17 protein-coding genes and 2 pseudogenes are annotated in these 18,563 nt (G+C 70.3%); 12 read left to right on the top strand and 7 right to left on the bottom strand.

The features are described 5' to 3' along the window. Positions 1 to 7 precede the first annotated feature (7 nt). The 5 genes from AB0N07_RS19765 (at position 8) to AB0N07_RS19745 (ending at position 5,910) form a co-directional block, all read left to right on the top strand. On the top strand, positions 8 to 1,087 hold the full coding sequence (locus AB0N07_RS19765) for an LLM class flavin-dependent oxidoreductase (RefSeq protein ID WP_365836642.1): 1,080 nt from the start codon (positions 8 to 10) through the stop codon (positions 1,085 to 1,087). After that, positions 1,084 to 2,394, top strand: coding sequence for an NtaA/DmoA family FMN-dependent monooxygenase (locus AB0N07_RS19760; RefSeq protein WP_365836640.1), 1,311 nt, complete (start codon positions 1,084 to 1,086; stop codon positions 2,392 to 2,394). The genes AB0N07_RS19765 and AB0N07_RS19760 overlap by 4 nt, the downstream gene beginning before the upstream one ends. A 276-nt stretch (positions 2,395 to 2,670) precedes the next feature. Then, entirely contained in the window at positions 2,671 to 3,570 is a 900-nt protein-coding gene (locus AB0N07_RS19755) for a S1 family peptidase (RefSeq protein WP_365836638.1), read from the top strand. Positions 3,571 to 3,709: 139 nt separating this feature from the next. Beyond that, positions 3,710 to 4,600 (top strand): slipin family protein, encoded by an 891-nt coding sequence (locus AB0N07_RS19750; protein WP_365836636.1) that lies wholly within the window; start codon positions 3,710 to 3,712, stop codon positions 4,598 to 4,600. 230 nt (positions 4,601 to 4,830) lie between these two features. Beyond that, positions 4,831 to 5,910, top strand: a complete 1,080-nt coding sequence (locus AB0N07_RS19745; protein ID WP_365836634.1) for a S1 family peptidase — start codon at positions 4,831 to 4,833, stop codon at positions 5,908 to 5,910. On the opposite strand, the pseudogene AB0N07_RS19740 reads toward AB0N07_RS19745, so the two are convergent. Next, positions 5,870 to 6,457, bottom strand: a pseudogene (locus AB0N07_RS19740) (DUF3533 domain-containing protein); the annotation flags it as partial. The gene AB0N07_RS19745 and the pseudogene AB0N07_RS19740 overlap by 41 nt on opposite strands. 328 nt (positions 6,458 to 6,785) lie before the next feature. Here AB0N07_RS19740 and dnaE point away from each other — a divergent pair. Together dnaE and AB0N07_RS19730 are read left to right on the top strand one after the other, a co-directional pair. Next, complete coding sequence (dnaE, locus tag AB0N07_RS19735; protein ID WP_365836632.1) at positions 6,786 to 10,238, top strand: DNA polymerase III subunit alpha; 3,453 nt, start codon at positions 6,786 to 6,788, stop codon at positions 10,236 to 10,238. Beyond that, a pseudogene (locus tag AB0N07_RS19730) lies at positions 10,235 to 11,212 on the top strand (ImpB/MucB/SamB family protein); the annotation flags it as partial. The gene dnaE and the pseudogene AB0N07_RS19730, both read left to right, overlap by 4 nt. A gap of 75 nt (positions 11,213 to 11,287) precedes the next feature. On the opposite strand, the gene AB0N07_RS19725 reads toward AB0N07_RS19730, so the two are convergent. Further along, positions 11,288 to 11,662 (bottom strand): cupin domain-containing protein, encoded by a 375-nt coding sequence (locus AB0N07_RS19725; protein WP_365836630.1) that lies wholly within the window; start codon positions 11,660 to 11,662, stop codon positions 11,288 to 11,290. A gap of 93 nt (positions 11,663 to 11,755) precedes the next feature. Between AB0N07_RS19725 and AB0N07_RS19720 the strand changes: the two genes are divergently transcribed. Together AB0N07_RS19720 and AB0N07_RS19715 are read left to right on the top strand one after the other, a co-directional pair. Continuing rightward, positions 11,756 to 12,202, top strand: a complete 447-nt coding sequence (locus AB0N07_RS19720; RefSeq protein WP_365836628.1) for a MarR family winged helix-turn-helix transcriptional regulator — start codon at positions 11,756 to 11,758, stop codon at positions 12,200 to 12,202. Positions 12,203 to 12,375: 173 nt separating this feature from the next. Next, complete coding sequence (locus AB0N07_RS19715) at positions 12,376 to 13,245, top strand: alpha/beta fold hydrolase (protein ID WP_365836626.1); 870 nt, start codon at positions 12,376 to 12,378, stop codon at positions 13,243 to 13,245. 61 nt (positions 13,246 to 13,306) lie between these two features. Here the strand turns inward: AB0N07_RS19715 and AB0N07_RS19710 are convergent, their stop codons facing one another. Further along, on the bottom strand, positions 13,307 to 14,281 hold the full coding sequence (locus AB0N07_RS19710) for a lytic polysaccharide monooxygenase (protein WP_365836624.1): 975 nt from the start codon (positions 14,279 to 14,281) through the stop codon (positions 13,307 to 13,309). Between the two features lie 181 nt (positions 14,282 to 14,462). Between AB0N07_RS19710 and AB0N07_RS19705 the strand changes: the two genes are divergently transcribed. Continuing rightward, the gene (locus AB0N07_RS19705; RefSeq protein WP_365836622.1) at positions 14,463 to 14,912 is read left to right on the top strand and encodes a GNAT family N-acetyltransferase; all 450 of its coding nucleotides are present in this window, start codon (positions 14,463 to 14,465) and stop codon (positions 14,910 to 14,912) included. A gap of 27 nt (positions 14,913 to 14,939) precedes the next feature. On the opposite strand, the gene AB0N07_RS19700 is transcribed toward AB0N07_RS19705, so the two are convergent. Beyond that, positions 14,940 to 15,074, bottom strand: a complete 135-nt coding sequence (locus AB0N07_RS19700) for a hypothetical protein (protein WP_099927776.1) — start codon at positions 15,072 to 15,074, stop codon at positions 14,940 to 14,942. A 139-nt stretch (positions 15,075 to 15,213) separates the two neighbouring features. Here AB0N07_RS19700 and AB0N07_RS19695 point away from each other — a divergent pair, with 139 nt between their 5' ends. Continuing rightward, entirely contained in the window at positions 15,214 to 15,828 is a 615-nt protein-coding gene (locus tag AB0N07_RS19695; RefSeq protein WP_365836620.1) for a class I SAM-dependent methyltransferase, read from the top strand. A 4-nt stretch (positions 15,829 to 15,832) separates the two neighbouring features. Here AB0N07_RS19695 and AB0N07_RS19690 read toward each other — a convergent pair whose 3' ends face one another. After that, the gene (locus tag AB0N07_RS19690; RefSeq protein ID WP_365836618.1) at positions 15,833 to 16,333 is read right to left on the bottom strand and encodes a DUF402 domain-containing protein; all 501 of its coding nucleotides are present in this window, start codon (positions 16,331 to 16,333) and stop codon (positions 15,833 to 15,835) included. Further along, complete coding sequence (locus AB0N07_RS19685; protein ID WP_365836616.1) at positions 16,314 to 17,246, bottom strand: GNAT family N-acetyltransferase; 933 nt, start codon at positions 17,244 to 17,246, stop codon at positions 16,314 to 16,316. The genes AB0N07_RS19690 and AB0N07_RS19685 overlap by 20 nt, the downstream gene beginning before the upstream one ends. A 71-nt stretch (positions 17,247 to 17,317) precedes the next feature. Between AB0N07_RS19685 and AB0N07_RS19680 the strand changes: the two genes are divergently transcribed. Then, complete coding sequence (locus AB0N07_RS19680) at positions 17,318 to 17,686, top strand: GntR family transcriptional regulator (protein ID WP_365836614.1); 369 nt, start codon at positions 17,318 to 17,320, stop codon at positions 17,684 to 17,686. On the opposite strand, the gene AB0N07_RS19675 is transcribed toward AB0N07_RS19680, so the two are convergent. Further along, positions 17,674 to 18,543, bottom strand: coding sequence for a DUF72 domain-containing protein (locus AB0N07_RS19675; RefSeq protein ID WP_365836612.1), 870 nt, complete (start codon positions 18,541 to 18,543; stop codon positions 17,674 to 17,676). The two genes, AB0N07_RS19680 and AB0N07_RS19675, sit on opposite strands and share 13 nt — an antisense overlap. Positions 18,544 to 18,563: the final 20 nt, after the last annotated feature.

Genomic DNA, 18,563 nt, shown 5'->3' with positions numbered 1-18,563 from the left:
CCCCCACATGACCTCATCGCACCGCCGGGGGCTGTTGCACCTCGCCGCCGCCCTGGACCAGCCGGCGGTGTTCGACGCCGGCTCCCACATCGAACTGGCGCGGCTCGCCGAGCGCGGCGGCCTGGACTTCGTCACGCTGGACGACACCTTCGCCCGCCCCGGGCCCGACGCGCTCGCCGTCCTGTCCCGGGTCGCCCCCGCCACCACCCGCATCGGCCTGGTCCCCACCGTCACCACCACGCACACCGAGCCCTTCCACGTCCAGGCCGCCGTCGCCACCCTCGACTGGGTCAGCCGCGGCCGGGCCGGCTGGCGGATCGACGTGTCCACCACCGAGGGCGAGGCCCGCCTCTTCGGCCGCCGCCATGCCGTGACCGCCGACGAGCTGTGGCGCGAGGCCGGTGAAGTCGCCGAGGCGGCCGCCAGGCTGTGGGACAGCTGGGAGGACGACGCCGAGATACGGGACCTGGCGACCGGCCGCTTCATCGACCGGGACAAGCTGCACCACGTCGACTTCGCCGGTGCAGGCTTCTCGGTGAAGGGCCCCTCGATCGTGCCGCGGCCCCCGCAGGGCCACCCGGTCCGCGTGGTCGACGCCACCGAGGGGCACTCCCGGCGCACCGCCGCCCAGTACGCCGACGTGGCCCTCGTGCGGGCCACGAGCCCCGCGCAGGCCGCCGCCGTACGGGACCAACTGCGGCAGTCGGCCGCCGAGTTCGGACGCAACCCCGAAACCCTGCGCGTGCTCGTGAGCCTCCTCGTCGACCTGGGCGACGGTGAGCACGCGGCCGAGCCGGGCCACGGCGGGGGCGGCCCCCGGCAGACCGTGCAGGGCCCGCTGTACCGGGGCGGCCCCGTGGACCTCGCCGAACTGATCGCCGGCTGGCACGCGGACGGCATCGTCGACGGCTTCCACCTCACGCCCACCGAGCCGCGCCGTGACCTGGAGCGGCTCGTCAACGGGACGGTGGCGCTGCTCCAGCACCGCGGCCTGTTCCGCACCTTCTACCCGGGCAGCACCCTCCGGGAGCACCTGGGCCTCGCCAGGCCCGCCAACCGGTACGCCGTGACAGGGGGAGCGTCATGACCGTACGAACCCGCAGAGAAGTCCACCTGGCGGCGCACTTCCCCGGCGTCAACAACACCACCGTATGGACCGATCCGCGCTCGAAGTCGCAGATCGACTTCTCGTCCTTCGAGCACCTCGCCCGCACCGCCGAACGCGGCCTGTTCGACTTCTTCTTCCTCGCCGAGGGGCTGCGGCTGCGCGAGCACAAGGGTCGTATCCACGACCTGGACGTGGTGGGGCGGCCCGAGTCGCTCACCGTGCTGAACGCGCTGGCCGGCGTCACCGAACACCTCGGACTCGCCGCCACCGTCAACGCGACCTTCAACGAGCCCTACGAACTCGCCCGCCGGCTGGCCACGCTGGACCACCTCAGCGGCGGCCGCGCGGCCTGGAACGTGGTGACCTCCTCCGACGCCTTCACCGGCGAGAACTTCCGGCGCGGCGGCTTCCTCGACCGGGCGGACCGCTACACCAGGGCCGCCGAATTCGTGGGCGTGGCAAGGAAGTTGTGGGACTCCTGGACCCCCGACGGCGTCTCCCGGCCGTTCGCGCACCGCGGGCAGCACTTCGACATCGCGGGCGAGTTCACCGTGCCGCGCTCACCGCAGGGGCACCCGGTCGTCATCCAGGCCGGGGACTCCGGCGAGGGGCGGGAGTTCGCCGCGTCCACGGCCGACGTCGTCTTCACCCGGCACGGCACGCTGGAGGCGGGGCGTTCCTTCTACGCCGATGTGAAGCGCCGCCTGGAGAAGTACGACCGCTCCCCGGACGACCTGAAGATCATGCCCGGTGTCACCGTCGTCCTCGGCGACACCGCAGCCGAGGCCCAGGAGAGGGCCGCCGAGATCCGGCGGCAGCAGGTGTCCCCGCAGAACGCGATCATCGCCCTGGAGCAGATCTGGGGCGTCGACCTGTCTGCGTACGACCCCGACGGCCCGCTCCCCGAGATCGACCCGGTGGCGGACTCCGCGATCACCCGGGGGCGGACCCGGCGCGGCGACACCGTCGCGATGGCCGAGAAATGGCGCGCCCTGTCCAAGGAGAAGGGGCTGTCCATCCGGCAGACCGTGATCGAGGCGGGCGGCCGGCAGTCCTTCATCGGCACGCCCGAGGCCGTCGCCGCCGAACTCGACGACTACGTGCAGAAGGGCGCCGCCGACGGCTTCATCCTCCAACCGCTGATCACCCCGGTCGGACTCGACGAGTTCGTGGACCGAGTGGTGCCGCTGCTGCAGGAGCGCGGCGCGTTCCGCACGGAGTACCAGGGCGCGACGCTGCGGTCACATCTCGGCTTGCCCGACCCGGTACCGTCCGTCAGTGCCTGAACGGCCTGAAGCGGGGTCGAGGGCCATCCGGAAGGGCGACTTCCGGACATCCCCAGGAGTTGGGCTTCTGCCCGCTCCCACCGCCGGAGAACCGGTTCGTTGAGGGCTTGACGGCCGAAAGGCGCCCTTGCGCCTACCGGCCGTTCGACCGAATACTCCCCGCAAGCGCTTGTCAGGGGCACGGCGTGTCCGGAATCCGGACGAACGCGGCCCTGGCTGCGCCTCACGGGCCCCGACCCCACGCGGGCCCCCGACTTCCCCTTGGGAGGAACGAACGTGAGGATCAAGCGCACCACTCCCCGCAGCGGCATTGCGAGACGGACCCGGCTGATCGCCGTCACCACCGGTCTCGTGGCCGCCGCAGCGATCGCGGTCCCCAGCGCGAACGCGTCCACCGCCACACCCTTCAGCACGGCCCAGCTCAAGAGCGCCGACGCCTCGGTGCTCAAGGCGAACGTCCCGGGCACCGCCTGGGCCGTCGACAGCAAGACCAACCGCGTCGTCGTCACCGTCGACAGCACGGTCTCCAAGGCCGAGATCGCGAAGATCAAGCGGCAGGCCGGCGGCAACGCCGGCGCCCTCACCATCAAGCACACGTCCGGGAAGTTCAAGCCGCTGATCAGCGGCGGCGACGCCATCTACGGCGGCCAGTACCGCTGCTCCCTCGGCTTCAACGTGCACAGCGGGAGCACCTACTACTTCCTGACCGCGGGCCACTGCGGACAGGTCGCCTCCACCTGGTACTCCAACTCCAGCCACACCACGACGCTGGGTACGAACGTCGGCTACACCTTCCCGGGCAGCGACTACGCGCTGGTGCGTTACACCAACTCGTCGATCTCGCACCCGAGCACGGTCGGCAGCCAGACCATCTCCAGTGCGGCCACCCCGAGCGTCGGTACGACGGTGTACCGCCGCGGCTCCACCACCGGTACGCACAGCGGCCGGGTCACCGCGCTGAACGCCACCGTCAACTACGGCAGCGGTGACGTCGTCTACGGCCTCATCCAGACCACCGTCTGCGCCGAGGGCGGCGACAGCGGCGGCCCGCTGTACGGCGGCACCGTGGCGTACGGTCTGACCTCCGGCGGCAGCGGCGACTGCACCTCCGGCGGCACGACCTTCTTCCAGCCCGTCACCGCGGCGCTGAGCCACTACGGCGTGAGCATCGGCTGACTTTCCTGCGAGCGGCCCCCGTACGCAACTGGCGTGCGGGGGCTCCCTCTTGTTCGGGTGACGGAGTTACCTTCGAAGTACACATTTCGAAGTACGGACTTCGAAGTACAAATCAGGCTCAGTCCCCTGGGGGGCCGACATGGTCGAGGAGCTGGTGGCGGCGGGAGCGACCCTCGCGTCCGCCGGTGTGGTGTACGTGATGGCGGCCGCCCGGGTCGTCAAGCAGTACGAACGCGGTGTGGTGTTCCGGCTCGGCAGGCTCCGCGACGAGGTGCGTGGGCCGGGGTTCACGATGATCGTGCCGTTCGTGGACCGGCTCCAGAAGGTCAACATGCAGGTCGTGACGATGCCGGTGCCCGCACAGGAGGGCATCACCCGGGACAACGTCACGGTGCGGGTGGACGCCGTCGTCTACTTCAAGGTGACCGGGCCGGCCGAGGCGGTCGTCCGGGTCGAGGACTACCGGTTCGCGGTCGCGCAGATGGCGCAGACCTCGCTCAGGTCCATCATCGGCAAGAGCGAACTGGACGACTTGCTCTCCAGCCGGGAAAAACTCAACCAGGGGCTGGAGTTGATGATCGACAGCCCGGCCGTGGAGTGGGGCGTCACCATCGACCGCGTCGAGATCAAGGACGTGTCCCTGCCGGAGACCATGAAGCGCTCGATGGCGCGGCAGGCCGAGGCCGACCGGGAGCGCCGGGCCCGGGTCATCAACGCCGACGCCGAACTCCAGGCGTCGAAGAAGCTCGCCGAGGCCGCCCAGCAGATGGCGGACACCCCGGCCGCGCTGCAACTGCGGCTGCTGCAGACGGTGACGGCCGTCGCCGCCGAGAAGAACTCCACGCTCGTGCTGCCGTTCCCGGTGGAGTTGCTGCGGTTCCTGGAGAAGGCGCAGCAGACGGCCGGGGCGCCCCAGCAGGTCCCGCAGCAGCCGGTCCAGGTGCAGCAGCAACCGGTGCAGGAGCAACTGCCGTCTCCCGTGCCGCGTTTGGAGACCGGCCCCGAGGGGGCGAAATCCGGACAGGACTAGACCTCACGCACCGCACATGGGCTACTCGCTCGTAGTATTTGCAGTGCGAAGACGCAGGGTGACCGTGGACTGTCAAAAACACGGGGGCGCGCACACCGCGTTCTACGCGCGTCCTGAAGACGCCCTTGTGTGCTCCCTGTCGCCCTCGGGATAGTAGGCGCTGTTCAACGCCTTCCGGTTCGCGAGGTCCCCACAACCTTCCGGACCGACCCCCCACAGGAGGACGTGAGTTGAAGCACCGACGCATACCCAAGCGGCGTGCCGCCGTGGCAGGTGCGGGCATAGCCGCACTGGTGGCCGCGGGAGTCACCTTCCAGACTGCGAACGCCAGCGAGCCCTCGAAGACCTCTGTGCCCGAGACCCTCTCGGCCGTGGCGGCCGGAAAGCTCGCCTCGACCCTCGGCAAGAACCTCGGTACCGACGCGGCGGGAACGTATTACGACGCGAAGGCCAAGAGCCTCGTCGTGAACGTCCTCGACCAGGCCGCCGCCAGGACCGTCGAGGCGGCCGGCGCCAAGGCGAGACTCGTCCGTAACTCCCTCGCCGAACTCGACGCCGCCCGTACGGCGCTGACCAAGGACGCCACCATCCCCGGCACCTCGTGGTCGACGGACCCGGTGAGCAACAAGGTCGTCGTCACCGCCGACAAGACCGTCTCCAAGGCCGAGTGGGCCAAGCTCTCCAAGGTCGTCGACGGGCTCGGCGCCAAGGCCGAACTCAAGCGCTCGAAGGGGGAGTTCAAGCCCTTCATCGCGGGCGGCGACGCCATCTCCGGCTCGGGCGGGCGCTGCTCGCTCGGCTTCAACGTGACCAAGGGCGGTCAGCCGTACTTCCTCACCGCCGGCCACTGCACCAGCGCCATCAAGACCTGGTCGGACTCCAGCGGCAACCAGATCGGCCAGAACGCCGACTCCCAGTTCCCCGGCAATGACTTCGGCCTGGTCAAGTACACCGCCGACGTGGACCACCCGAGCGCGGTCGACCTCTACAACGGCTCCTCGCAGTCCATCACCCACGCCGCCGAGGCCACGGTCGGCGAGAAGGTGACGCGCAGCGGTTCCACCACCCAGGTGCACACCGGCACGGTCACCGGCCTGAACGCCACCGTGAACTACTCGGAGGGCTCGGTCAGCGGTCTCATCCAGACCGACGTCTGCGCCGAGCCCGGCGACAGTGGCGGCTCGCTCTTCGACGGCGACGCGGCGATCGGCCTCACCTCCGGCGGCAGCGGCGACTGCACCTCCGGCGGTGAGACCTTCTTCCAGCCGGTCACCGAGGCGCTGTCGGCCGAGGGCGCGTCGATCGGCTGATCGTCGGCTCCGCCGGTTGCGCGAAGTCGTGTGAGGTTGTGTGAAGTCCCGCCCCTGCGCGCGAGGGGCGGGACTTTCGCGTGCCGTGTCGCTCCGCGGGATGTGCAGTTGATTGTCCGCGGGTGTGTTCAATCTGCGGGCGCGTCGTGGCTGGTCGCGCAGTTCCCCGGACCGCGCCGCGTTTCCCGCGCGGCCCCGCCGCCACCAGCGTGATCGCGATCCCGGCCGCCGCCCGGTTCCCGGCGCCCGGCGGCAGCGCCGGCCCGACCGCCTTCCAGAACGGCGGCAGCATCGGCAGCGGGAAGGCGCCGCCGGTGCTCGGACTGCCGCACACCACGAGCAGGATCGCCAGGCCGATGCCGACGATCCCGAAGATCCCCTGGAGCGCGAGCGTCGCCGCCCCGACCGCGAAGGTGATCAGCGCACCCAGTCCCCACAGGGCCATCACACTCCCCGCCAGGGCACCCAGGATCGGGCTCCCGATCACCGCCCGGACGAGCCGGCCGACGATCGAGACCAGCGCCGTCACGACGAGCCGGATTCCCGCCCCCGAGTGCCGACGGTGACCGACAGAGACCTCGGCGGTTACGAAAAGTGACGTTCGCTCTGCAGGTCGTCGATTGCCGCCCGCCTCGAACTGCTTGATCGTTGAGGCCTGAGGGGCACAGCGAAGGAGATTTCTTCCAACTGCCCCACCCGGTTGCGGAGATGACGGGACGGTGGCCGTTCTGGGTGCCGTCACCCTCCCTGGTAATCGCTGTTGTGTTCGAATGTGGGTCGCTGACCGGCGCTGATGAGGCTAGAGTAATCGAACGAGCGTACGATGAACTTATCGGGCGAATGGCTTAAAAGGGGTGGAGTGATGGAGGTGCGGCATGACGGGCTTCGCTCATCTGCATGTCGCGTCCGGTTACTCCGCCCGCTACGGCGCCTCCCACCCCGAACAGCTGGTCCGGCGGGCGGCGGAGCGGGGTGTGTCCGCGCTCGCGCTCACCGACCGGGACACGGTCACCGGCGCTGTGCGGTTCGCGCAGGCCTGCGCGAAGGACGGGGTCCGGCCGCTCTTCGGCATCGATCTTGCCGTGGAGGCCCTCGCGCCTCCGCCACCCGCCGAGCGTCGACGCACGCCGGTGCGTGGGGGTGCACACGTCGTCGAGCCGCCGCTGCGGTTCGTGCTGCTCGCGCAGAACCGGGAGGGCTGGGCGCGGCTGTGCCGCATCACGTCGGCCGCCCATGTGGGGGCGGTCTCCGGTACGGCTCCGGTGGTGCCGTGGGAGGCGCTGCGCGAGCACGGCGGCCCCGGCCTGACCGTGCTGCTGGGGCCGCTCTCGGAGCCGGTGCGGGCGCTGTCGGTGGGGCGGGAGGATGTCGCGATGAAGTTGCTGGCGCCCTGGCGGGAGATCTTCGGGAGGTCTGTTCGATTGGAAGCCGTTGTGCAGAAACGTTCCGGCACCGGTCCGGGATCCCTGCGCCTGGCCGCCCGCACCCTCGCCCTGGCCGACCGCACCCGCACCACCGCCGTACTCTCCAACGCCGTCCGCTACGCCGACCCCGACCAGCACCGCCTCGCCGATGTCCTGGACGCCGCACGGCTGCTGAGACCGATCGACCGGCGCCACCTGGACACCGGGCAGCGCTGGCTCAAGGACGAGCGAGGAATGGAGACCGTCGCGCGAATGATCGTCGAATGCGCCGGAGGAGACATCCGTCGAACCCGCCGTCTGATGGCGGACACTGCCGCCACGGCGGCCGGATGCACCGTCGATCCGGTGGCGGACCTCGGGCTCGGCGCCAGGCACTTCCCGGAACCGTCCCTCTTCGGGGCGGAGCCCCGAGCGGGCGGCGCGGCGCAGGTGCTGCGCCGGCAGTGCGAGGCCGGCCTGATCCGGCGCGGCCTCGACCGTGACCGGGCGGCACTCGACCGGCTGGACGAAGAGCTCGATGTGATCTCCCGGCTCGACTACGACTCGTACTTCCTCGCCGTCGGCCAGGTGGTCGCCGACATCCGCGCCAAAGGCATCAGGGTCGCGGCACGCGGCTCGGGCGCGGGTTCGATGGTCTGCCACGTGCTGGGTATCGCCACCGCCAATCCGCTCGAACACCGCCTCCTGCTCGAACGGTTCATCAGTGTGCGCCGGGCCTCGCTCCCTGACATCGACATCGATGTGGAATCGGCCAGACGGCTGGAGTGCTATGACGTGATCTTCGAGCGTTTCGGCAAGGAACGGGTCGCGGTCACCGCGATGCCAGAGACCTATCGGGCGCGCAGGGCGCTGCGGGACACCGGTCTCGCGCTCGGGATCGCCCCGGCCGAGGTCGACCGGATCGCCAAGAGTTTTCCGCACCTGCGGGCCTCGGACATCACCGGCGCGCTCGCCGAGCTGCCGGAACTGCGGCAGTTGGCGGCCGAGGCGGATCGGTTCGGACCGCTGTGGGAGCTGGCTGAGGGGCTCGACTCCCTGGTCCACGGCATGGCCATGCACCCCTGTGGCGTGGTCATCAGTGACGCGACCCTTCTGGACCGGCTGCCGGTGCAGCCCACCCCGCAGGGCGACTATCCGATGGCCATGGCCGCGAAGGAGGAGATCGAGGCGCTGGGCAACATCAAACTCGACGTCCTGGGCGTGCGGATGCAGTCCGCGATGGCCCATGCCGTCGCCGAGATCGAACGCACCACGGGCAGCAGAATTGATCTGGACGACTCCGAGCAGGTGCCGCTCGACGACGTCTTCGCCTTCAAACTCATCCAGGACAGCCGCACCCTGGGTCTGTTCCAGCTGGAGTCCCCTGGCCAGCAGGACCTGCTGTCCCGGCTGCAACCGCGCAACGTGCAGGACGTCATCGCCGACATCAGCCTCTTCCGTCCCGGCCCGGTGGCCGGCGGCATGCCCGAGCGGTACATCGCCGCCCGGCACGGGGGCTCGCCGTCGTACGCCCACCCGGACCTGGAGCCGGTGCTCGCCGACACCTACGGCGTGACCATCTGGCACGAGCAGATCATCGAGACGCTGTCGGTGATGACCGGCTGCGACCGCGCACTGGCGGAGATCGCCCGGCGCGCGCTCGGTGAGAAGGAACGGCTGCCCGGCATCAGGGACTGGTTCCACGGCCTGGCACGCGCGCGTGGTTACAGCGCGGCCGTCCGGGACGAGGTCTGGAAGACCGTCGAGGCCTTCGGTGCGTACGGCTTCTGCCGGGCGCATGCGGTCGCCTTCGCCGTGCCCGCCTTGCAGAGCGCCTGGCTCAAGGCGCACTATCCGGCGTTTCTGCTGGCGGGTCTGCTCGAACACGACCCCGGGATGTGGCCCAAGCGTGTCCTGGTCTCCGACGCCCGCCGGGGAGGTGTGCAGGTCCTGCCCGTGGACATCAACCGCTCGAAGGTGAAGCACACCGTGGAGAAGGCCGATGGAGACCGGTGGGCGGTGCGGCTCGCGCTGTCCGAGGTGCGTGGCATCAGCGAGGAGGAGTCCGCGCGGATCGAGGAGGGACAGCCGTACGGATCACTGTCGGACTTCTGGCAGCGGGGCCGTCCCAGCAGGCCGGTCGCCGAACGCCTCGCCGAGATCGGCGCCCTGGACCGTCTCCATGACGGCCGCCTCACTCGCCGCGATCTGCTGCTCCAGATCGCCGAGTTGCACCGGCAGTCCCGCACCCGTTCCGCCCATGAGGGTCAACTGCCCATCGACACAGGCGCAGTTGGCGGTGCTGAGCCGAGCGGGCTACCGGAGATGACCGGACGCGAGGCCCTGAGCGCCGAACTGAGTACCCTCGGCATCGATGTCTCCAAGCACCTGATGGAGCACCATCACCGGCTGCTGCGGGAGATCGGCGCGACGGACGCGGCCCATCTGGCCGGGCTGCGGGCCGGGCAGCAGGTCCTGGTCGCCGGCGTACGCGCCTCGACCCAGACCCCGCCGATCGCCAGCGGCCGGCGCATCATCTTCGTCACCCTGGAGGACGGGTCCGGCTTGGTCGACCTGGCGTTCTTCGAGGACTCCCACCCGGCCTGCGCGCACACCGTCTTCCACAGCGGGCTGCTGCTGGTGCGCGGCACAGTCCAGGTGCGCGGCACCCGCCGTACGGTCGTCGGCACCATGGCCTGGGATCTGGACGAGATCGCCGCCGCCCGCCGCGACAACGGTCCCGAGGCCGCACTCGCCCTCCTCGGCGAGGCTCGCCCGCACCCCACCCCCGCCCAGTCGCACCGCACCCTGGTCAACGGCACCACCGGTGCTCGCCTGCACCCGTACGCCGACCTCCAGCCCGCCGGCACCCGATCGGCCGACCTGAAGAAGTTCGGCCACCGCAGTCCGGGGAGCGCAGGATGAACACGCGTCAGCGGCATATCGCGCACCTCCATCTGCATGCTGCGCTGACCGAGGCACAGTACGGTGACATAATCGAACTGATGTCTGGCATCACGCCCCATGTCCAGGCGGTTCCGCCCAACGCCGTTCAGCTGGACCTGACTTCGGCGCTCCGATATTTCGATCTGGCCCCTTACGACGTGGTCCAACTGGCGAAGATCAGGCTGAAGGCTCTCTACGGCATCGACAGCAGTGCCGGGCTCGCGGGCAACCGCATGCTGGCCTCCATGGCGGCCGACGCGTCCGCGCCGGGAGACACCACCTGGGTCCCGGCCGAGAGGGCCGCCGAATGGCTGTATCCCCGCCCGGTCACCGCACTGCCCGGGATCGGCCGTGTCACGACCAGCGCCCTCGCCAGGTACGGCCTGCACACCATCGGTCAGGTCTCCGACCTGCCCGCCGCGACCCTGCAGCGGCTCCTCGGCGCTGCTCAGGCGCGGCTGTTGGCCGAACGCGCCCGCGGCTACGACCCCCGCCCGGTCGCCCCGAAGGAGCCTGCGGCGCACCTGACCGCCGACCTTGTGCTCGACCGGGACCGTCTCGATCCGACACAACACCACCAAGCCGTCCTGGGACTCGCCGACCAGATCGGCCAACGCCTGCGCGGGGAGAATCAGATCGCGCGGAGGCTCAGTCTCACGGTGCGCTACGCCGACCGCAGCTCCACCACGCGTACGAACACGATGCCGGAGCCCACCAACCACTCACCCGCCATCGCGGCAACCGCCCTGGGCCTGCTGGCCGCACTGGGGCTGCAACGAGCCCGCGTCCGTGCCTACGCGGTCCGCGCCGACGACCTGCTGCCCGTCGGCAGCGCTTACCGTCAGCTGTCCCTGGACCCGGGCGACGACCGGGCCCGCGCAGCAGAGCGTGCCGCCGACCGGGCCCGCCGACGCTTCGGCCCGCAGGCCGTGCGGCCGGCGGCCCTCGCGAATTGATCGGGCACCACCTGCACCCGGACCGTCGGCTTCCTCTGGTACTACGGCATGTACGAGTTCCTGGCACAGGTCTCAGTTGGCCCACGGGGGAGTGATACGGGTGCCGTCGGCGAGCACCGCCTCCAGGCCGATGGACGTGGTGACCCAGGAGATCGCCGTGTGATCGGTGGGGTTCTCGACGCCGAGGGTCGCGCCGGGGTTGACGACGACCGTGTCGCCCGCGGTGATGCGGTCGGTGCGGCCGTCGAGGGTGATGACCAGTTCCCCGATGAGCAGATGGAAGATCTCCTCGCGACTGACGGTGTGAACCGGCGCCTTGGTCCCGGCGGGGATCTCACCGCGCCAGGCGCACAGCTCCTTGCTTCCGGTGAGCGGACCGGCGTACGAGACGAAACGGGCGCCGTGGATCTCGTGGGTGACGGCTTCGGACGTGCGGATGACGGGCATGGCTGACTCCGATCCATATGGTCAAGCTGCTTGACTACTTTCTTCTATGGTCAAGCTGCTTGACCATTCCGTCAAGGGTGTTTCAATGCCTCCGTGCACAACTCCGAGGCCATGGCCCTGTCCGCCGCCCTGCTCGCTGTCGCCGGCGAGCTCACGCAACGCATCAATGAAGGCGTCCTCGCCCGCGGCTTCGAGGGGGTGCGGCCCGCGCACGGCTTCGCCTTCGCGCGGCTCGCCCCGGACGGTGCAACGGTTACCGACCTCGCGGTCCATCTCGGCGTCACCAAGCAGGCCGCCAGTCAGCTCGTCGACGAGATCGTGCGGAAGGGGTACGCCGAGCGCCGGGCCCACCCCGTGGATGCGCGCGCCAAGTTGATCGTGCTGACCGAGCAGGGGTGGGCGTGTACGCGGGCCGCGGAGGATGCTGCCGCGGAGGTGGTGCGGGAGTGGAGTGCCGTGCTCGGTGAGGCTGAAGTGCGGGCGCTGGGCGGGCGGTTGGGGCGTATTGCGCCCTACGGGCCCATCCGGCCTGCCTGGTGAGGGTCCGGACCTCGGCTACTGGCGAGTCAGTTATCACTGGAAGTTTTTACTGACGCGTAACTTCACACTTGCACTACTCGCCCGTAACTTGACGAGTGAACAGCATCCTTCGTGATCCGGATCACAGGGCGTAAGGCCATCGCAACTCCCTTGAGCCGCAAGGAGATCACACGATGCTGCCCTGGAAACGAGTGCTCAGACCCCTGACCGCGCTGCTTCTGACCGCCGCGGTCGCCACTGTCCCAGCCACCGCCGCCCACGCCGCCGACACGGCCGCCACCCCGTCGACCGGCTGGAACGACTACTCCTGCAAGCCGTCCGCCGCCCATCCCCGGCCCGTCGTCCTGGTCCACGGCACCCTCGCCAACTCCGTCGACAACTGGCTGGCCCTGGCCCCGTATCTGGAGGACCGCGGCTACTGCGTCTTCTCCTTCGACTACGGCCAGCTGCAGGGCGTCCCCGTCTTCTACGGCCTCGGCCCCATCGACAAGTCGGCGGAGCAGCTGTCCGCCTACGTCGACAAGGTGCTCGCCGCGACCGGTGCCGCCAAGGTCGACCTCGTCGGCCACTCGCAGGGCGGCATGATGCCCCGCTACTACCTCAAGTTCCTCGGCGGTGCCGCCAAGGTGAACGCCCTCGTCGGCATCGCGCCCGACAACCACGGCACCGACCTCGACGGGTTCACCAAGCTGCTGCCGTACTTCCCCGGCGCCGCGGACCTGATCTCCGCCTCGACCCCCGGGCTCGCCGACCAGATCGTCGGATCCGCCTTCCTCACCAAGCTCAACGCCGGCGGAGACACCGTTCCCGGCGTCCACTACACCGTCCTCGCCACCAAGTACGACGAGGTGGTCACCCCGTACAGCAGTCAGTTCCTGAGCGGTCCCGACGTGCACAACGTGCTGCTGCAGAACCTGTGCGCACTCGACCTCTCCGAGCACGCCCTGATCGGGCTGACCGACCGCATCGCCTTCCACGAGGTGGCGGGCGCCCTCGACCCGGCGCACGCCACCGCCACCACCTGTGCGTCGGCGCTGAGCTGACGCACCTCCCGGGGCCTGTCCGACCTGAGCCGCCGGACAGGCCCCGCGCTCTTCGGCCGGGTCAGCGGCCGTGCCGTCCGCGGCGGACCGAGGAGACCGAGAGGAACAGCGTCGCCGCACCGAGCGCCAGCGCGGCCGCGCCGCCGATGGCGATGTACGAGCTGCTGTCGTCGGCGCCAGTTTCGGCGAGGTTCTCCGACGTCCCGGCCGCCTTGGGCTCGTTGGCCGCGGCAGCGGCGGTCGCCGGGTCCGCCGAGGTGCTCGCGTCGGCGCCACCGTGACCGTGGTGCTCGACCGCCGACTTGTCGGCACCCGCCTCGATCTGCTGGTCGGAGGGGGCGGAGGCGGTCGGCGCCGGGGACGAGCTGCTCGTCGTACCACTGCCGCCGGTGGCACCGCCGCCGAAGCTCACGTCCGAGCAGGAGTAGAACGCCTCCGGGCTGTCCGAGCGCTGCCAGATCGCGTACAGGAGCTGCTTGCCGGAGCGCTGGGGGAGGGTGCCGGAGAACGTGTAGAAGCCGCCCGAGGCGACCGGGTCGGTGGCCGTCGCCACCGGGTGGTCGAGGTCCAGGTCGGACCAGGCCGGCGGGCGCGCCGGGTCGTGGCCGGCCTTGGTGACGTACACCTTGAAGGTGCCTTTGTGCGGGGCGGTCACGCGGTACTTGAAGGTGTACGGACCCGCGCTCACCCTCGTCGCCGGCCAGTCGGCGCGGGGCAGGTCGAGTCCCTTGAACTCCTCGTTGTTCGCGCTGCACAGCTTGCCGTCCGGGATCAGCGTCCGGTGCTGCCCGTTCGCCTCGCCGATCCGGATGCCGTTCCAGTCGTAGAGCGCCTGGGTACCGCCCGCTGCGACCGCCGCCCGGCACGCGTCCGACTTCGGGCTCTCCGGGCCCTCCGCGTAGCACTGCGCGACCCGGCTGACCGGGTCGCCCATGGTGCCGTGCGCGGACGCCGGGGCCGCGGCGAGGGCGGTCAGGGCGAGCGGGGCGACGCCGAGGGCGGTGAGAGCGACGACCTTGCGGCGGCGTGCGGGCATGCGGAATCTCCTCGGAACGGTCCTGATGCGTGGGGCGGATCGCGGGGGCGAATCCCGTGGGGTGCGATCAGAAGCTAGCCCCAAGAAACCGTGAAACCGCCTGCTGGAGGCGGGTGATGGAGATCCTTATGGTGCCGTTAAGGGAGTGCTCAGCCTGGGATCAGGTAATACCGTGCGCGGCATGACCGACCAGGAGATCAGGGCGGCCGTCGCCGCCGACGTACCGGCCGTGAAGGCCGTGACCGACGCCGCCTACCACCACTACATCGAGCGCATCGGGGTGGTGCCGCGGCCCATGGAGGCGGACCACGCCGCGAACGTGGCCGCGGGCCGGGTGTTCGTGACGGGAGACCCCGTGATCGGTCTGGTCATGCTCGAGGAGCGAACGGACCATCTGTTCCTCGACAACATCGCCGTCCACCCCGAGGCGCACGGAAGGGGAGTGGGGCGACGGCTGCTGCAGTTCGTGGAGGCACGCGCGCGTGCGCTCGGTCTGCCCGAGGTCAGGCTCTACACCAACGCCATGATGTGGGAGAACCAGAAGATCTATCCGAAGTTCGGCTATGAAGTCGTCGAGCGGCGGGTGGACGGCCTCTACGACCGCATCCATTACCGCAAGCGCCTGGATTGACTTGACTGATGGGCTGGACCGGCTGTTTCAGCCGTCCGGCCACCACGTCCGTGCGATGTCCTTGCGGACCTCAGGGCGCCCGGAGGGGCGCTCGTCGGCCTCCTCGCGGACCTTGCGGGAGTCCGTCTTCCTCAGGGGCTTCTGCACGGTGGTGCGGCGCATGGCTGCCTCCTTCAGTGCCTACCGGGTTCCGCGTTCTCACGGAGGTAGACCCTTTCGGGGAGAGTGACTCATCGGTCGGGGTCTGTCTGTGGTGGCTGTCACGAATCGACTGTCAGTGGCGGGTGTCACTCTTGGGGGCATGACCAACGACAACGATGCGCTGAGCTGGGCGGCTGTGGACTGGGACGCGGAGGCTGCCTCCTTCGACGACGAACCGGATCACGGTCTGCGCGACCCACGGGTGCGCGACGCCTGGGCCGAGCGGCTTCGCTCCTGGCTGCCGGAGCGGCCGAGCGACGTCCTCGACCTCGGCTGTGGCACCGGCAGCCTGTCGCTCCTCGCATCCGAACAGGGGCACCATGTGACCGGCGTGGACAGCTCCCCGGCCATGATCGACCTCGCGAGAGCCAAGCTGGCCGGACGTGACGCGGCATTCCTGGTCGGTGACGCGGCGGCGCCGCCGGTGGGGGAGCAGCGCTTCGACGTCGTGCTCGTACGGCATCTGCTGTGGGCGCTGCCCGAGACCGGGCGGGTCCTGCGGCACTGGCGGGAGCTGGTGCGCCCCGGAGGCCGGCTCGTGCTGGTCGAGGGCGTGTGGGGGACGGTCACGCCGGCCGGCATACCGGCCGGCGTGCTCACGGGCCTCCTGGCGCCGCTCGCCGCCGAGGTCCGTCTGGAACAGCTGTCGCAGGATGCGCAGCTGTGGGCGAAGGAGGTGACGGACGAGCGGTACGCGGTGGTGGCGCTGGTGTGAGCCCTCAGGCCAGGAGCGCGTCGAAGCCGCCCTCGCGGGCCAGCGACTCCAGCTCGTCCAGGGCGGCGCCGGCGGCGGCCGCGGCCGCCGGGTCCGTCGCTGTCAGGGCGCTCTCGGCGAACTCGTCCTCGTCCAGCCGGAGTACGTCCGTGCCGTCGGCGGACCGCCACAGGTCCAGGTCGAGGTCCTCGACGACCAGTTCGGTGCCGGAGAGCGTGGCCGGGCGGGTGACGTCGCAGTACCAGCCCTTCAGGGTGCCCTCCAAGTCGCGGACCTCCTTCACGGCGTACCAGCGGTCGCGCCAGTAGTACTCCGTGAAGACGTCGCCCTTCTCGAAGCGGACGAAGCCGAAGTCGCGGACGCCGTCGCCCGCCCAGGGCGCACGGACGACGACGCGCGTACCGTCGTCGCCGAGCAGCTCCGCCGCGTAACGGATCTTCGTCCGGCCCGCCTTGACCAGGACGACGTCCAACTTTCGTGGGCCGTCAGGCGAGTTCGCGGACATACCGCACCTCCGATGCGCAGATCTCGTATCCGAACCATTTGTTGATCGCGAGCATGGGCTCGTTCCCGGAGTCGTTGCCCGTGAGTGCCACCGTGTATCCGGCGGCGCGGGCGCGGTGCAGGGAGTCGTTCTTGGCGAGTTTGGCCAGCCCGCGGCCGCGGTAAGCGCGGGCGGTGCCGGTCATGGCGGTGGCGTAGCGGCCGGTGGCGGTGTCCGTCCAGGCCACGCTGAAGGCGGCCGGGCGGCCCTCGACGAGCGCGATCGTGGTCAGCTCCCGGTCGAGCAGCGGGGCCTTCCAGCTCTCCTCGATCCAGGTCTCGTAGTCGCTGAGCTCGGCGTCGACATCGCTCGGTTCGTCCGACGTGGTCGCGGCGTCCAGCTCGAACAGCGGGCGCGGATCGTCCGCGAAGTCGGCCGCGGAGCGCAACTCGACGCCCGGCGGCGCGGACTGGAGCGGCGGGAGCGTCCTGCCGGTCAGATCGAGGCGGAGAAAATGGGCGGAGCGGCTGGCGCGGTAGCCGCGCCGTTCCGCGAAGGCCCGGTTGCCGGGCTCGTCCAGGACCCAGGCGAACAGCCTGGTCGCGCCGTGCTCGGCCAGGTGCTGCTCGGCCGCGCGGACCAGGAGGCCGCCGGCGCCGCGGCGGGTGCGGTCCGGGTGCACATAGATGTTGAGCATGCCCTGGCCCGGCTCCGGGCTGTCGTACGCCAGTTGCACCTGGGCCGTGCCGACGACTTCGCCGTCCTCCTCCGCGACCAGGGATCTGAAGCGGGCGTCTGGGTGGGTGTGGGCGAGGCGGTGGACGATGGCGTCCGGGGTCCAGAGGATGTGCGGGAGGGCCAGATGGCGGACATGGGCGAAGCCCTCGACGTCGGCCCGGTCGGCGGAGCGGAGATCGCGCACGGTCACTGTCACTGGGCGCACGCTACGGGGAAGGCGCACCCGGGTGCCTCTCATTTTCGGGCCCGTGCGGGACAATCGGCAGCGTGACCTTGAAGATCCACATCGACGACAGTGCCGCGCCGTACGAGCAGGTGCGGGTGCAGATCTCCGAGCAGGCGCGGTCGGGGGTGCTGCCGGTGGGGTACCGGCTGCCGACCGTGCGGGGGCTGGCCGAGTCGCTCGGGCTCGCGGCGAACACCGTCGCCAAGGCGTACCGGGCGCTGGAGAGCGACGGGGTGATCGAGACGCGGGGGCGCAACGGTACGTTCGTCGCTGCCGCGGGCTCGGCGGCGGAGCGGGAGTTGGCCTTGGCAGCCCAGGCTTACGTGGAGCGGGCTCGCCGGCTGGCGGTGGGCGAGGAGGCGGCGCTGGCCGCCGTGCGGGATGCCCTGCGGGCGGCTTACGAGGGGTGAGCAGTCCCCCCGGGGGCGCTTCGACTGGCACTGCGGTCGGCCCGTCGATCGTCTACAGGCCCGCTGTGGCTTGTCGCGCAGTTCCCCGCGCCCCTTTCAGGGGCACGTTTGGTGCGGGTCACCGTGAGCCCGGCCCTGTTCGCTGCTCGGCCGAAGGTCGCCGCGTCCTGCACCGCCGCCCCTCCGGGGTCGTTGTTGAAGTATGCGTACACGTCCCGGCGGTCGGACCAGGTGGTGGCGATCCGGTCCACCCAGGTTTCCAGGGAGCGGCGGCCGTAGTGCGGCCACGGTTGGGCGCGGCCCTGGTGGAAGCGGACGTAGCCCCAGTCGGTCGTACGCCACAGCGGAGTGACGGGGCGGGCCTGGACGTCGGCCCAGCACAGGGCGGCGCCCCGGGCCTCCAGGACCTTGCGTACCTCCTTCGTCCACCAGGAGTCGTGACGCGGTTCGACCGCGACCCGGGTCGACGAGGGGAAGCAGGCGAGGCACGCGTCCAGCAGCCCCGCGTCGGCCTTCAGCGTCGGCGGAAGTTGCAGAAGCACGGGCCCCAGGCGGTCGCCCAGGCCCGTCGCGTGGCTCATCAGACGGTCAACCGGCTCCTCGGGGTCCTTGAGGCGCTTGATGTGGGTGAGGTAGCGGCTCGCCTTCACCGCCACCACGAAGTCCCGCGGCACGCGCTCCCGCCACGCCTCGAAGTTCTCCCGTGTCGGCAGCCGGTAGAAAGCGTTGTTGATCTCCACCGTGGCGAAGTGCTCCGTGTACTCCTCCAGCCACAGCCGCATGGGTACCTCGGCGGGGTAGAAGACCTCCCGCCAGTCCTTGTACTGCCACCCCGACGTTCCGACGAACAGGGTCATACGTCCATCAAAACACCGGT

It is taken from the genome of Streptomyces sp. NPDC051172 (assembly GCF_040682555.1).
Lineage (GTDB): Bacteria > Actinomycetota > Actinomycetes > Streptomycetales > Streptomycetaceae > Streptomyces.
Note: the sequence above shows the minus strand (reverse complement) of the source record. Positions and strands in the feature narration are given on the sequence as shown.